Source organism: Cohaesibacter marisflavi, from assembly GCF_963665895.2.
Lineage (GTDB): Bacteria > Pseudomonadota > Alphaproteobacteria > Rhizobiales > Cohaesibacteraceae > Cohaesibacter > Cohaesibacter marisflavi.
The window spans coordinates 1,930,685-1,945,961 of the sequence record NZ_OY762534.1; the positions used below are offsets into that span (position 1 = coordinate 1,930,685).

The 15,277-nt window shown below is 52.7% G+C and carries 12 protein-coding genes; 9 read left to right on the forward strand and 3 right to left on the reverse strand.

The window, feature by feature from the left end:
* Positions 1-66: 66 nt before the first annotated feature.
* The 3 genes from ACKPCT_RS09900 to ACKPCT_RS09910 all read left to right on the forward strand — a co-directional run bounded on the left by ACKPCT_RS09900 (position 67) and on the right by ACKPCT_RS09910 (position 2,774).
* Positions 67-978: a pirin family protein gene (locus tag ACKPCT_RS09900; RefSeq protein ID WP_090067896.1), complete on the forward strand. Its 912-nt coding sequence runs from the start codon at positions 67-69 to the stop codon at positions 976-978.
* A 52-nt stretch (positions 979-1,030) separates the two neighbouring features.
* Positions 1,031-1,630 (forward strand): NAD(P)H:quinone oxidoreductase, encoded by a 600-nt coding sequence (gene wrbA / locus ACKPCT_RS09905; protein ID WP_090067894.1) that lies wholly within the window; start codon positions 1,031-1,033, stop codon positions 1,628-1,630.
* Between the two features lie 157 nt (positions 1,631-1,787).
* Positions 1,788-2,774, forward strand: a complete 987-nt coding sequence (locus tag ACKPCT_RS09910) for a glutathione S-transferase family protein (RefSeq protein WP_090067891.1) — start codon at positions 1,788-1,790, stop codon at positions 2,772-2,774.
* Positions 2,775-2,874: 100 nt separating this feature from the next.
* On the opposite strand, the gene ACKPCT_RS09915 is transcribed toward ACKPCT_RS09910, so the two are convergent.
* Positions 2,875-3,885: a LacI family DNA-binding transcriptional regulator gene (locus ACKPCT_RS09915; protein WP_090067889.1), complete on the reverse strand. Its 1,011-nt coding sequence runs from the start codon at positions 3,883-3,885 to the stop codon at positions 2,875-2,877.
* 570 nt (positions 3,886-4,455) lie between these two features.
* On the opposite strand from ACKPCT_RS09915, the gene ACKPCT_RS09920 reads away from it, so the two are divergent.
* Both ACKPCT_RS09920 and ACKPCT_RS09925 read left to right on the forward strand, forming a co-directional pair.
* The gene (locus tag ACKPCT_RS09920) at positions 4,456-5,322 is read left to right on the forward strand and encodes a DMT family transporter (protein WP_090067887.1); all 867 of its coding nucleotides are present in this window, start codon (positions 4,456-4,458) and stop codon (positions 5,320-5,322) included.
* Between the two features lie 480 nt (positions 5,323-5,802).
* Positions 5,803-6,633: a universal stress protein gene (locus ACKPCT_RS09925; RefSeq protein ID WP_090067885.1), complete on the forward strand. Its 831-nt coding sequence runs from the start codon at positions 5,803-5,805 to the stop codon at positions 6,631-6,633.
* 83 nt (positions 6,634-6,716) lie between these two features.
* Here ACKPCT_RS09925 and ACKPCT_RS09930 read toward each other — a convergent pair whose 3' ends face one another.
* On the reverse strand, positions 6,717-7,898 hold the full coding sequence (locus ACKPCT_RS09930) for an iron-containing alcohol dehydrogenase (RefSeq protein WP_319569100.1): 1,182 nt from the start codon (positions 7,896-7,898) through the stop codon (positions 6,717-6,719).
* A 737-nt stretch (positions 7,899-8,635) separates the two neighbouring features.
* Here ACKPCT_RS09930 and pflB point away from each other — a divergent pair.
* A complete protein-coding gene (pflB, locus tag ACKPCT_RS09935) occupies positions 8,636-10,891 on the forward strand; it encodes a formate C-acetyltransferase (protein WP_090067883.1) in 2,256 nt (751 codons plus the stop codon).
* A gap of 285 nt (positions 10,892-11,176) precedes the next feature.
* Positions 11,177-11,956: a pyruvate formate-lyase-activating protein gene (gene pflA / locus ACKPCT_RS09940; protein ID WP_319569101.1), complete on the forward strand. Its 780-nt coding sequence runs from the start codon at positions 11,177-11,179 to the stop codon at positions 11,954-11,956.
* A gap of 127 nt (positions 11,957-12,083) precedes the next feature.
* Here pflA and ACKPCT_RS09945 read toward each other — a convergent pair whose 3' ends face one another.
* Complete coding sequence (locus ACKPCT_RS09945; protein ID WP_319569102.1) at positions 12,084-13,109, reverse strand: Gfo/Idh/MocA family protein; 1,026 nt, start codon at positions 13,107-13,109, stop codon at positions 12,084-12,086.
* Positions 13,110-13,428: 319 nt separating this feature from the next.
* Between ACKPCT_RS09945 and ACKPCT_RS09950 the strand changes: the two genes are divergently transcribed.
* Together ACKPCT_RS09950 and ACKPCT_RS09955 are read left to right on the forward strand one after the other, a co-directional pair.
* Positions 13,429-14,385, forward strand: a complete 957-nt coding sequence (locus ACKPCT_RS09950; protein ID WP_319569103.1) for a TDT family transporter — start codon at positions 13,429-13,431, stop codon at positions 14,383-14,385.
* A 279-nt stretch (positions 14,386-14,664) separates the two neighbouring features.
* Positions 14,665-15,198, forward strand: coding sequence for a cytochrome b (locus ACKPCT_RS09955; RefSeq protein ID WP_175527855.1), 534 nt, complete (start codon positions 14,665-14,667; stop codon positions 15,196-15,198).
* Positions 15,199-15,277: the final 79 nt, after the last annotated feature.

The window sequence follows — 15,277 nt, forward strand, 5'->3', positions numbered from 1 at the left end:
CCGGCGGGTGTCTAAACAGTCAACAGATTTCCGGGAGCGCTTTGCTGCCCGTGATGGAGAAAAGAAATGTCGATCAGACCAATTCTTTCCACCACCCAAGCTCAGGAAACCATGGAAGGGGCTGGCGTGCGCCTGCACCGTGCCTTCGGCTTTCATGATCCCAAGCAGTGCGACCCGTTCCTGCTGTTCGATGATTTCCGCGGCGACGACCCGGAAGATTTCATTCGTGGCTTCCCCTGGCATCCGCATCGCGGCATCGAAACCATTACCTATGTGCTGAATGGGTCGGTAGAGCATGGCGATAGCCTAGGCAACCATGGCAGCCTCGGCGCTGGCGACATCCAGTGGATGACGGCCGGCTCTGGCATCATGCATCAGGAAATGCCCAAGGGAAACGAGAAGGGCCAGATGCATGGCTTCCAGCTCTGGGCCAACCTGCCGGCAAGCCTCAAAATGACGGCGCCGCGCTATCAGGATGTTGAAGCCAAGGAAATTCCGCAGGTCATTGATGACGATGGCACCAGCGTCAAGGTCGTTGTCGGTGAGTTCTGGGGCAAACGTGGCCCAGTCGACGGCATTGCAGCTGATCCGCTTTATCTGGATATTTTCGTTCCGGCTGGCGTGCGCAAACGCTTCAAGATCGACACCTATCGCAACGCCTTTGCCTATGTCTTCGAAGGCGCAGGCAAGTTTGACAATTCCTCCAAGCCACGCGGCATCCTGCTTGAAAAGGAAGTCATGGGTGAAGAGGTCAATATTCGTGACATGTCCGGCAACCGCACGCTGATCAATTTCGGCACCGGAGACGAAGTGGAAGTTCTGGCCGGTCCGCAAGGGGTCCGCTTTTTGCTGGTCTCGGGCGCGCCTCTTCAGGAACCCGTCGCCTGGCATGGTCCGATCGTGATGAATACCAAGCAGGAAATCCATCAGGCCATTCACGAATTGCGTAATGGAACCTTTATCAAGCCGGCTCATTAAGTCAGTAGGCCGGGAAAACTTTTAAATACAAAAACAGGCAGAGACAAAACCAATGGCAAAAGTACTCGTTCTTTATTATTCCGCATATGGCCACATCGAAACCATGGCCAACGCTGTTGCTGAAGGCGCAAAGGCCGAAGGCGCTGACGTCACCATCAAACGGGTTCCGGAACTTGTTCCCGAAGACGTGGCAAAGGCCTCTTACTACAAGATGGATCAAGAAGCCCCTATCGCAGATCCTAATGAGCTTGATCAGTATGATGCCATCGTCGTTGGCGCAGGCACTCGCTTCGGTACAGTTGCTTCCCAGATGCGCAATTTCTGGGATCAGACCGGTGGCCTCTGGGCTGCTGGCAAGCTGACCGGCAAGGTCGGCTCGGTCTTCACCTCCTCTGCGACCCAGCATGGCGGTCAGGAAACCACACTCATGGGCTTCATTCCGACCTTGCTGCATCATGGCATGGTGGTTGCAGGTCTGCCTTATGCATTCCAGGGCCAGATGGGTATTGAGGAAATGAAGGGTGGCTCCCCTTATGGTGCAACCACCATCACCGATGGTGACGGCTCCCGTCAGCCTTCCCAGATCGAGCTGGAAGGCGCTCGCTATCAAGGCTCTTACGTCGCCAAGCTTGCTTCCAAGCTTGCTGACTAACCTCTGTTTGTTGCGAGAAGAACGCGTATAAGCGGTGAAAACCGCAACCAAGGCCAACAAGAACAATAAAAACAACATCTCTGGTCTGGAGAAAAAACCAGCCTCCAGACCAGACAAGACTTAAAACAAAAGCACCGACAAGAAGGAAGGAAACATTATGGGACTGCTCGTTGATGGCAAATGGCATGATCAGTGGTATGACACCAAATCCACCGGCGGGCGCTTCGTGCGCAAGGATTCCGCTTTTCGCAACTGGGTGACGGCCGATGGCTCCGCAGGCCCCACAGGTGAAGCCGGTTTCAAGGCAGAAGCCGGGCGCTATCATCTTTATGTTTCCTATGCATGCCCATGGGCACACCGCACCCTTATTTTCCGCGCCCTCAAAGGGCTTGAGGACATGATTTCGGTTTCCGTGGTCAACAGCTTCATGGGCGAAAATGGCTGGACCTTCGAGGACGCCGATGGCGTCATTCCCGATCCTCTCTTCGGCGCTCGCTATCTGCATGAAATCTACACCAAGGCCGATGCGACCTATAGTGGACGCGTGACAGTGCCGGTGTTGTGGGACAAGAAAACCGGCACGATCGTTTCCAACGAGTCATCCGAAATTATCCGCATGCTGAATTCCGCTTTTGACGGCATCGGCGCAACAGCGGGTGACTACTGGCCGGAAGCCCATCGCGCAGAAATCGAAGAGCTGAATGAGCGGATTTATAACACCGTCAACAACGGCGTCTACAAGGCCGGCTTTGCTACAACGCAAGCGGCCTATGAGGAAGCGCTTGTTCCTCTGTTCGAGACGCTGGACTGGCTGGAAGAGCGGCTTTCAAAATCGCGTTTTCTGCTGGATTACGGCCAGACGGAAGCTGATTGGCGCCTGTTCACGACCCTTATTCGCTTTGACTCGGTCTATTACGGCCATTTCAAATGCAATCTGCGTTCGATTGAATCCTATCCGAACCTGTCCAACTATGTGCGCGACCTTTATCAGCAGTCAGGCGTAGCCAAGACAGTACGGATGGATCACATCAAGAACCATTATTACGCCAGCCATGACATGATCAATCCGACACGGATCGTGCCCATGGGCCCTCAAATCGACTATGGCCGGCCACATAACAGGGTGCAATTGAAGGCGGCCTAAATGCTGAAAAGCATTTAGAAAATTCAGCAACGAATAGATGTGAAGCAAGAGTGATGTCATCACTCTTGCTTTTGCTTTTTTAAGTAATCAGTGCACTCATTCAGATAGGTGCACAGGATTGTCTTTCGATGAGCTCGCAAGAGATCAGATTGACAAAGTTCGAGTGTTCGCTCCCCTTGACGATTTCAGAGACTGCACGCTGCCCCATTTCAAAATAAGGCAGGCTCACGGTCGTCAACTGAGGCCGAACATGTTCCGAGATGGTTTTGAAATCATCAAAACCCATGACAGACAGCTCGGAAGGCACTTTGATCCCCAGATCCCCAGCAGCATTCATAACCATGAGCGCTATGCGGTCATTGCCACAAATGATGGCCGAAGGTCGATTGGGTGCAGCCAGCACTTCACGGGCCTTTTCATAGGCGATGTAAGTTTCGCCGACATCGAAATAACCCGAAACGCCCAGATGGCACATGTCCGAATTGAGCGAGAGCCCCTGCTTTGCCATCGCCTTGGAGATCCCTTTCAGGCGCAATGAGGTGGCCGGATCTTCATGGGGCAGCGAGATAATCGCGATATTTCGATGCCCCAGTTCCAATAGATGCGATGCCTGCAAATAACCACCCGTTTCGTCATCAGGCAATATGATCTTGCCATTGCTATTGACAGGCGTGCAATTCATGTAAACCACACTTTCGTCACCAAAGCAGTCGGCATGGTTGACATATTGTCGATGCTGGGAAGCATAAATAAAGCCAGCCGCCTTGTATGTGCGAAACATTCGGCAGATTCCTGCGAGATTCTGCATTTCGCTTTCAAGCGACCCCACAAGCAAAATCCGGCCATGCGAGAGCGCTTCGGCTTGTGCCCCGCGCAACAACTCGACCGAATAAGGCGAAGTGGCAACATTGTCTGCTATAAAACCAATAAAGGAGAACTGCTCCAGATTGTTGGTTCTTGTTGTGTATTTTTCAAGGTATCCGGTTCGTTCCGCTACCTCGTAAATGCGCTTGGCTGTCTCTTCACTTGAGCATCTCTTACCGCGCAACGTAAGAGAAACAGTCTTATTAGAGACGCCAACTTCTCTAGCAATATCTGCTAAAGTTGCCATTGCCCACCCCACGGAAATAATAAAACGCTCTCATGTACAGACCCCAAATACAAACAAGAGAGCGTGGTCGTAATTCCAGCATATCTGTTAAATCACACGCGCATTTTTAAGCAAAAGACAGGAGGATATAAGCAGATACGCTGACCCCAGAAAAGAATCAACGCGCAATGGTTGAACCCACCTTTTATTGTCAAAATTGCTCTTTGTTTGCAAATAGAAATTTCCATTAGCCCTTGTTTTAAATCGGATATATTGTCACGGACACAGTTGTACAAAATCTATTTTTCAATCTATTGGTTAGATTTCTCCAATTTGTCACAATAACCAATTCGTCTATTTGAATATTTCATGAAAGATAAAATTTTCATAAAGTTTGAAATTTACAGATTTTACAAATTCTCGCGTCCGGCCTGCAACGCGGGAAAACAAGCTTGTTATGCATAGACCAGTCGTCTATGCATATTGAAGCAGCAAAGATCTGTTACGGATCTGCGAGCTCTTCAAGATTTCACTTTGTTTGATCTATTTTCTTGCCTGAAAAGTCCCCAGCTCAAGTAAAGGCTCCCTTTCATGTCAGCGATCAGTTCTCCAAGAAATCTGGGCATCTTCTTTGCCATTCTAGCCACGATCATTTTCTCGATGCATGACGCAATTTCCAAATTGCTCGTGATGGATCATTCCGTCTGGTTCATCATGATGGTGCGCTACTGGTTTCATCTGATTGTCGCCATCATCTGGGCATTGATGAGCAAAGAGGGCCTCGCGGGAGCAGTGAGAACTCCGCGCCCGTTTTTGCAGATCTTGCGCGGTGTTTTGCTGGTCACAGAAATCGCTCTCATTATCTACTCCTACAGCATGCTCGGCCTTGCGGAAGTAACAACCATCATCATGGTGCATCCGCTTATCGTAACCGGTCTTGCCGCGGTCTTTCTGGGGGAAGTGGTTGGATGGCATCGCATCGGAGCTTTGGTTGTGGGACTGTTGGGTTTGGCGATCGCCATGCAGCCAAGCGGCAATATCTGGGGCTATGGCGGGTTCGTGGCTTTGGCGGCGACCTCTTCCTTTGCGCTCTACCAGCTGTTTACGCGCCTGGCGAGCCGCCATGACACTACTCTGACGTCTTTTTTCTATGCTGGTCTCATTGGTGTTATCGCGACCACATGGCCGGGGCTGCAAATGGCTCCTGCCCTGTCCGAGATGAACTTTCCCTTGCTGGCAGGCGCATGCATCTTCAGCACGGCGGCCCATTTCAGCGTCATGAAGGCCCTGTCTCTGACAGAGGCAAGCGCCATTCAGCCCTTCACCTATATGCAGATCGTCTGGTCCATTCCCATCGGTTTTCTGGTGTTTGGCGATCTACCGATCTGGTCCACTATTCTGGGCGCCATCATGATTGTTGGAGCCGGGCTCTATGCCATTCATCGCAGCAATCGCTGATGATGAATGCGCAGACCGGCAGCTTTAGAACCGCTTAGAACACCGCCCTGTTCCTAGATCTAAGGTCTATAGGCTTCTGCATAAGACGGACCGAACAAGCGACTGGGGCCCCTTGCTTCCGAATTATGACTATATTCCATATTGTTAGATATCCTTCCCTTTTCTAGAATATAGAGAAGGGTTCAATGGTGGATTGGCATTGCATGATGGTCATACCGTCGCGTTATTTCGATATCGAATATCGCAAACGACCCGTTCGCATCGGCGAAAAGGCCCGATATAGAATAATTGGCCGCGCAGAAGCGCTAAAGGGGCCTTGAAGTCGACACGGACGCTTCTTGCAGTGTTCCGGCAAAATGTGTGCGTCCCCCGCATGTTCCCTTTCCAGATTGCCATGTTCGGCAGATCTTTGCCGTCGACCACAGTGTGTCACAGGCTTTTATCTCTCCGAACGCGGCAGAGCGAGAAGGAGGAAGCATCATGACCATCAAGAGCATTCTCTATGCTTATAGCGGAGAACAGGATGAAGGGAGCGGTCTCGACTTCGCGATCAAGCTCGCTCATCATTATGACGCATGGCTCACTGGAATCGTGAGACATGGCTATTCCAAGATGGAACGGCGCATCGCCACGATTGTGTCTGACGAGGTGCATCTGGCCGTGCAGAACGCCGAGAAAAAGCGGATTGCCGATATAACGCAGCGGTTTCAGGACACAGTCAAGGCAGCCAGCCTTGAAGGCCGTACCAGCTTCATTGATGTCGAACCGCAAATGATGACCTCGGTCTCCGAGATCGCCCGCTGCTATGACATGGTGATTACTGGCAACCACCCCGAAGACGAGCAATATGAGTTTCTAGCCGCCTATCCCGATAGGATTGCCCTGCAAAGCGGTCGGCCGGTTGTCGTCGTTCCGGATGGTTTCAAAGCCAAAGGACCAGCACGCAAGGTACTCATAGCCTGGGATGGCAAACGCACCATCGCCCGCGCGGTTGGTGACGCCATGCCAATGCTGGAACAGGGCACTCAGGTCACCCTATTGACTGTGGGCGCCTCCCATACGGTGGACCAACATCCAGACCATGGGATTATGGGGCTGTTGGAGCGACATAATGTGGAAGCATCCCACATCCATGACCGCGGCACAGGGCGCTCGGTCGCCGAAACCATTACTCAAACAGCAGACGAGATGGGCTCCGATCTGATTATCATGGGGGCTTATGAACACTCGAAATTTTCGCAAGACATTTTCGGCGGCGTGACCACCGAAATGCTGCAGAGTGTAAAAGTACCGGTCTTCATGGCCCACTGAAGGCCAGAGACGGGACGTTTGATAATGGTAAGTGCGTCAGTCGGGATCAATAAGAAACTTGCACCTATTGACCCACGAAGCGTTCAGCTGGCGGCTTGAAGGATGGTTTCCAACGTTTCCCTGGGCAGGGGAAGCGGATTGCCCTTCATGGATGAAGACACAGCGGACGCTTCGGCTACAGAAGAGATCTGGGCCGCCTCCAGCCCCAGATCTCCCAGACCGGGCAAAGCGTTGGCGCGAGACCAGCTTGCCAATTGATCAAACGCCTGATCGGCGGAGCATCCCAAGGCTCCGCCGATACAGTTTTTGACAAAGGCAAAGCGCGCGTTCAAATCGGCACGCACTATCTCGCTCAAATCTTCGCTTGTCTGCACAGCTTCTTCATTCGCACTTAATACATATGGCAACAGAGCACCGCACAGTGCACCATGCGCGCTCCCTGTAACGCCTCCCAGCACACCAGCCAGACCATGTACAGCGCCGAGCCCGGCATTGGCCAACGCAAGGCCGCCACACAGGCTGGTCCAAGCCAGAGCATCTCTGGCTGCTTTGTCTTCGGCTTCCATCAGCCTGGTCAAGGCTTTCATGCCCTTGGGGATCGCATCGCAACAGATGAGGTCTGTTAGCATATTGGCCTTACAGGAAAGATAGGGTTCGATGACCTGAGTCACAGCATCCAACCCGCTTGCCAGCGTAATGGCGCGCGGTAGATTGTCCGTCAGCGCCGGATCAACAATGGCCATATTCGGCAGCATGCGCGGATCTCTGAGCGAAACCTTGCGCGCAGCCTCAGGCACAGTGAGCACAGCATTCTTCGTCACCTCGGCACCTGTGCCTGCCGTCGTTGGAAACGCGGCAAAGGGCAAAGGCTCTTGTTCCAGTGGCAATCCCTTGCCCACGACTTCCAGATGGTCCATCGCCGGACGCAATGCAGGCACCAAGGCAGCCAAAGCCTTGCCCGCATCGATCACCGCCCCCCCTCCGATCGCAACAACAGCGCGTACCCGCGTTGCGCGCGCATGAGCGACACCGTCTTCTATAAGAGCAATGTCTGGCTCCTTTGGAACGGAGAAACCAACCACCTCCACACCCTGCTCTACCAGAGTGTCTGATAGCCATTGCACGCGCCTGCCGTCACGCCCATGCACCAGAAGCAGGGGCGATCCCAGCTTTGCTATCTCTGATATGGCCTGTTCAGCTTTGCCGCGCCCGAAGTGAATGGCCGAGGCCGTCATGAACTGAAAGGAGGTAGAAGAGAGTGACATTGAATGCTCCGAGAAATGTAAATGGCCGAGCTATGAAAGAACGCTTCTAACATCAAAAGCCCCATAGCCTTGCACGTCAAGACAAGACCTGCATGCGCCGCGCATCGGAACACATTGCAGCGCACCATAAAACATACGTATAAACATCTAATTTTATTGAATTTTTTGTTCAGGTGCCCTTCAATTGGCGCCATCGACTCTCACCTGACCCATGCTTTGAGCGCATAGCAGAGCCGCTCGTTTGAAAAATTGCCTAAAACCAAAGGATTAGTTCTAAATATTAAACAGTCCCCCCTTAACAACATTTGCGTTGCAGTGCAAAAACCTCATCAGCATAAGTGTTTATACGGAATTATTTCCCCTGAATCGATGATTTTTGGGTACATCTTTTTTCGCCGACTGTACCGCGTGAGCTATGCATTTACTGCAAATCGCTCATTACAGCTATTATCATATTGATTTTAAACGTTTTTTTATCACAAATTTGGAACCATTCAGTTTGCGTCCCCCTAGGGCTTTGATATATACTGTGCTCGAAAGTCAAGGAGGGAGTTCTTACTAGAACAAGGCTGCAAATCTCAAAATACTTCTTTCTTGCTAAAAACCCAGGCTACTTCCCCGATTTAGGCGAGCGGCACGTTCTGCTTGCAACGGGTGAGCTATGCCCAAATGATGGTTGTTGAGCCATCACACGAGACCGAAGCGAATTTACTCGTTTAACAGTGAGGATACCAACTATGAATTATATGAGTGATAAACCCGTTGTCGCCGATCCTTGGCAGGGTTTCTCTGATGGTGAATGGCGCAACAAGATCGATACGCGCGGCTTCATCCAGGAGAACTACACTCCATATGATGGTGACGACAGCTTCCTCGCAGACGCTACCGACCGCACCAAACAGCTCTGGGAAGAACTGGGCGTGCTGCTGAAGAAAGAACGCGAAGCTGGTGTCCTCGACGTTTCCGCGATCCCGACATCTATCGCTGCTCATGATGCTGGTTACATCAACAAGGACCTGGAAGTCATTGTTGGTCTGCAGACCGATGCGCCTCTCAAACGCGCCATCATGCCAAACGGTGGCCTGCGTATGGTTGAAGGCGGCATGGAAGCATTCGGCTTCAAGCCTGACGAAACCGTTCATGAAATTTGGACCAAATACCGCAAAGACCATAACCAGGGCGTTTTCGACGTATACAGCCCTGACATTCTGGCTTGCCGTAAGTCCGGCGTAATCACTGGCCTGCCTGATGCTTATGGCCGTGGCCGCATCATCGGCGACTATCGCCGTATCGCTCTTTATGGCATCGACTTCCTGAAGACCCAGAAGAAAGCCGAGTTCGACGAACTGAACGATGCTGTATTCGACATGGACACCATCCGTCTTCGTGAAGAGCTTTCCGAACAGTTCCGCGCTCTTGAAGAACTGCGTGAAATGGGCCTGAAATACGGCGTGGACATGTCCAAGCCTGCGACCAACGCTCGCGAAGCCATCCAGTTCACCTATATGGGCTACCTCGCTGCTGTTAAAGAACAGAACGGCGCGGCAATGTCCTTCGGTCGTACCTCTACCTTCCTTGACATCTATATCAAACGCGATATGGAAGCTGGCCTGCTGACCGAAGAACAGGCACAGGAAATGATCGACGACATGGTCATCAAGCTCCGCATCGTTCGCTTCCTGCGTACGCCGGAATATGATGAGCTGTTCTCTGGCGATCCAACTTGGGTTACCGAATCCATCGGCGGTATCGGCCTTGACGGTCGTTCCCTGGTTACCAAGAACTCCTTCCGCGTTCTGAACACACTGTTCAACCTGGGCCCTGCTCCGGAACCAAACCTGACTGTTCTGTGGTCTTCCAAACTGCCGCGCGGCTTCAAGGATTTCTGCGCAAAAGTTTCCAAGGAAACCTCTGCCATCCAGTATGAAAACGATGACCTGATGCGTCCGAAATGGGGCGACGACTATGGCATCGCATGCTGCGTGTCCGCTATGGCCATCGGCAAACAGATGCAGTTCTTCGGTGCTCGCGCCAACCTCGCAAAATGCATGCTCTATGCAATCAACGGCGGCGTTGACGAAAAATCCGGCAAGAAGGTTGCTGAAGGTCTGGAACCAATCAAGGGCGACATTCTTGACTATGATGAAGTCATGGCAAAATACGATATCGCCATGGAATGGCTGGCCAAGACCTACGTGAAGGCTCTGAACGCTATCCATTACATGCACGATAAATATGCCTACGAACGCATCGAAATGGCTCTGCATGACCGTGACATCCTGCGCACCATGGCTTGCGGCATCGCTGGCCTGTCCATCGCAGCCGACTCCCTGTCTGCAATGAAATATGCCAAGGTTCATGTGATCCGTAACGACGAAGGTCTGGCTGTCGACTACAAGATTGAAGGCGACTATCCTGCATTCGGTAACAACGATGATCGTGTTGACGAAATTGCATGCTACCTGACCGAAACCTTCATGAAGAAAGTTGCTGGTCAGCCTTACTTCTATCGTGATGCAATGCCAACCCAGTCCATCCTGACCATCACCTCCAACGTGGTCTATGGCAAGAAAACCGGTAACACCCCTGACGGACGTCGCTCTGGCGAACCATTTGCACCGGGTGCCAACCCAATGAACGGCCGCGACAAAAAAGGCTTTGTTGCTGCTGGCGCATCGGTTGCCAAACTGCCATATGACTTCGCACAGGACGGCATCAGCTGGACCGCTTCGGCAACCCCAAGCTCCATGGGCCACAACGACAACGAACAGATCCGCAACCTGGCAAACTGCCTTGACGGTTTCTGCGATGCCGGTGGCTTCCATGTGAACGTCAACATGCTTCGCCGCGAAACTCTGGAAGACGCAATGGAACATCCTGAGAATTATCCTCAGCTGACCGTCCGTGTTTCCGGTTACGCTGTGAACTTCATCAAGCTGACCCGCGAACAGCAGCTTGACGTTCTGAGCCGCACCTTCCATGACCACATGTAAGGTTGAGCTCAAAGCTCATCTGACCTGAAATGAGACGAGCCGGAAAGCACTGCTTTTCGGCTCTCTTTTTGCCGCTAATCTGTTCGCACCCCTCTGTGCATCTGTGTTCCAATCACCATATATCTGGTATGGTTCTAGCAATGATGCTAATGAGAAGCGACAGCATCGACTGCGGACCCGCAGGCCGAAAATCCTGCAAAGCGCCTTGCTGCCCTTCCGCACGCTCCGGAAAGCAAGCGATAGGCACTGTCACCAGACCAAACGTTCCCCAAAGGAGGGCCGGCCTTGAGCACAGCCGAAAACCAATCCCACGCACATGAACGCAAAGATCCGTCCGAATATGGCTTCCTGCATTCCATGGAATCCGGCGCAGCCGTTGATGGGCCGGGCATGCGCTTTGTCTTTTTCATGTCTGGGTGTCAGTTCAAATGCCTCTATTGCCATAATCCGGATACTTGGAAGCTTCACAATGGCACCTATCTCGACATCGACAGCGTGCTCAAGGAAATCAAGGGGTATGCCCGCTTTCTCAAATTCGCTGGCGGGGTAACCTTCTCGGGCGGTGAGCCGATGATGCAGGCGCCTTTCGTAGGCGCTGCGGCACGCGCCATCAAAGAGAAATATGACCTTCATATTGCGCTCGATACGCAGGGCTTTCTGCATGGCAATGTGGAGGACGACTGGTTTGATGCCTTCGATCTGATCATGCTCGACATCAAGCATATCAATCCGGACACCTATCTGGAACTGACGTCTCAGCCGCTGCAGCCAACGCTTGATTTTGCCCAGCGCATGGTGCGCCTGAAGAAGGAAATGCGCATACGCTATGTGCTGGTTCCTGATTGGACGGACGCCAAGGAAGACGTTGAAAAGATGGCCGATTATGTCGCGAGCCTCGGTGATCTGGTTGAGCTGGTCGAGGTTCTGCCCTTCCATCAGCTGGGGACATCCAAATGGGAAAAACTGGGGCTGGAATATAAGCTCAAGGATCTTAGGACGCCGACACCGGAAGAAGCAGAAGCGGCTCGCGATATCTTCCGTGCACGCGGGTTGACCACGACCTGATTTGCGCTATCGATACAAAAACTCAAAAGGCCCCTTTCCATGGCTCATATGGAAAGGGGCCTTTATTTTGCGTTTGGCTTTTTTGGAGGAGGCAAACCTGTCGATCCCCCCCTCCGGACGAGATGGCTTAAAAGGCGTCGAGTTCAACCCGCAAGCCAGCTTCCGCGCTTGAGCGTTCCATGGCCTCAATCAAACGCTGAACCGCCAGCGCATCGCGCCCCGGCGCGACCAAGCTGTCCGCCTTGCCTTCTACGACGTCGGCGAAGTTCTCGATGATCTTCATATGCCAGTCGGAGGGGAAGGCCATTGGATCGGCTCCGGCTCCGGAATTACCCTTCTCTGCGAAATTCTCTTCGGTTCCGTCGCGCCAAATAAGCCGCAGACTTCCCCCTTGGAGAATGACTGACCCCTTGGTGCCATCGATGCGGATGGATTCCGATGAACCGGGGAAACTCGCGGTTGTCGCACAGATATTACCCACGGCTCCGGATTCAAACAACACGGCGGCGCTGGCAAAATCTTCCGCTTCCATTTCATGCAACTGAGTGGTGGCCAACATGGCCTGCGCAGACTTAACCGGCCCGAGCAGGTGCAACATCAAATCCAAGACGTGAATGGCCTGCGTGATCAGCACGCCCCCGCCATCCTGATCGTAGGTCCCTCTGCCGGGCTGGTCGTAATAGTCTTGCGAGCGCCACCAGGGCACATCCACGCGCACCATAGCGATCACGCCAAGCTGCTTTTCATCAAGCAGTTTTTTCAGGCGAAAAGACCCTGGACGAACGCGATGTTGGAGTACGGTTCCCAAGTGCACCCCAGCCTTTTCACACAGTTCGACAAGCTCAGTTGCTGCCGGAAGGGTGCGCTCAAGCGGCTTTTCCATCAGCACATGTTTGCCAGCCTCGGACAGCAGCTTTACGATATCCAGCCGGCTATCGGGCGGTGTCAGCAGCAAGACTGCGTCTGTTTCACTGTCCTCGGCAATGGCTTCCAGAGACGGAAACGCCTTGACCTGCATCGCCTCGGCGGCGGATGCCAACCGGTTCTTGTTTCGCATGTAAAGCCCGGTCAACTCGACACGCTCATGTAAGGACTCAAGCGCGGCAACATGGGCACGCGCGGCCATCCCCAACCCAATTACTGCAAGCTTCATGGTCCCTCCATCACCCGGCCTATTCTTTGTCTGGTTGATCCAGACTTTGGTCTGCCGGTGCATTCATCTTGCTTCCTGTAACGATGATCGAAACAGTCCTGTTTGGCAAGTCATGTTCTGGTATGGCGGCTAGTGTGCGGATGCAACAGCCGTTTTTAAACAACGGTCTTCGTGGCCGGTTGCTTACCGCACCTTTTGTTGTCGCAAAGGCTAAATTCAAGTATAGGAAATACTTCAAATATCGTTCATCATCTGTTTAGCGAGCGGCAGGACTGTCTTGATGCCGTCCCTCCCGTTTCTTCAGCCCTGTAGGTGTATCATGGCAAGCAGCTATTTCCGCCCAACTTCCCTACCCACTCCCTTGGCTGGCCTGGCGCTTGGCATTGGCAGTCTGGGCTGGTGTCTTGAGAATACCGGCCTGTTTACAGGCATGGCAGCAACCACTGGCGCCATTCTGAGCGGCATCCTTCTTGCCCTGTTGTTGGTCAAGTTCCTCAGGGCTCCGAACCTTCTCAAAGACGAGCTCAAGCATCCCGTGATCGGTAGCATCCTGCCGACCTACAGCATGGCCCTGATGCTGGTGTCTGCCGCCATTGGAGGACGGATTGGCACCGGCCTGTGGCTCGTGGCTGTCGGCCTTCACATTATCCTGCTGCTGTTTTTCTTTTGGGAGCGAGGAAAGAGCTTCCGATTGCCGCAACTGGTGCCCAGTTGGTATATTCCTCCTGTCGGCATTATCGTGGCTGATCTTACGATCCCGGGAGGCAGTTGGGCAGGATTGGCCATGGGACTTTTCTGGTTCGGGCTCATCAGCTATGCCATCATGCTACCTGTCATGATGTATCGGCTCATTTTCGGTCCGGAAGTGCCGGATGCAGCCAAGCCGACCATTGCCATTCTGGCGGCTCCTGCAAGCCTCTCGCTGGCGGGCTATCTGGCGGTTTCCCCTGCCCCGTCCGTGCTGCTGGTCATGATCTTGCTCGGCATCGCCATGCTGATGACGGCGATCACCTATCTGGGCTTTATCAGACTGCTTCGTTTGCCCTTTTCTCCGGGCTATGCCTCCTTCACCTTCCCCATGGTGATCGGAGCCACCGCACTTTTCAAATCAGTTCCCTTTCTGGCGCAGTGGGGCGCAAGCGATGGCACAGTGGCGACACTCCTCTGGCTGGCCAGACTGGAGCTGATCGGAGCAACGCTTGTGGTGGGTTATGTTTGCTGGTGTTATGCGCGATTCTTTCTGGCCAAACAGGCAAAGCCAGCAAACAATCACTGAGATTCGCGTCATTCCAATCGAAAAGGCGGTATTGCGCGCTATTTGCAACCCTATTGTCTATAAGATGACATAATTCGAATATAGAGAATTATAACATGAGCAGTAATCCGTATATCCCTTTAAAAAGGCAGTACACATGATGCTATAGAAGCGGACCAGGCTTCCACGCATCTTCGGCTCATGAGGACCTTTTCCGGCCCTGTTTATCAAGACTTACAGAGCACCGGCCGGCGACAATCAAGACGAGACTGTCTGGCTGGGCCTTTCTCGGAGATTGTTATGACCAGCAATGCACCTCAGAAATATTCTAGTGCTATTATCCTTCTACATTGGCTTGGCGCATTATTAATAATCGGCCTAATTATCGTTGGTTCTCTTATGGAGGACATGACGGGAGCCAGCAAAATGCAGCTTCTTTCTTTTCATTATTATGCAGGTCTGGCCACCGGCGCCCTATTTCTAATACGGCTGGTGTTCTTTTTCATCAATGCACGCCCTGCTGCAGATCCTTCCTGGCCGCAATGGCAGGCAAAAGCCTCAAAGGCTGTTGAAGGTCTTCTCTATCTTCTGCCACTTATCATGGTTGCAACCGGCATGATCGCCATGTCGATCTACGGCCTGAGCAGCTTTGTCGAGAGCGGTGACTATGAAGGGTATCAGGCCGCTCATCGTATCTGGCCGATGCTTGTGCATAGCCTCACGGCCAATTTGCTCATTGCAGCGCTGGTGTTGCATGTGCTCGCTGCGCTTTATCATCATTTCGTGCAGAAAGACCATGTGTTCGATCGCATCACTTTCCGAAAGACGAACTAACGGCAAACCCTCCGGGCCGTCAGGCCCTTGCATAGGGGCATGCATTGAAGCGTAAGCATCGTGCCAAAGCGTAAAAAAA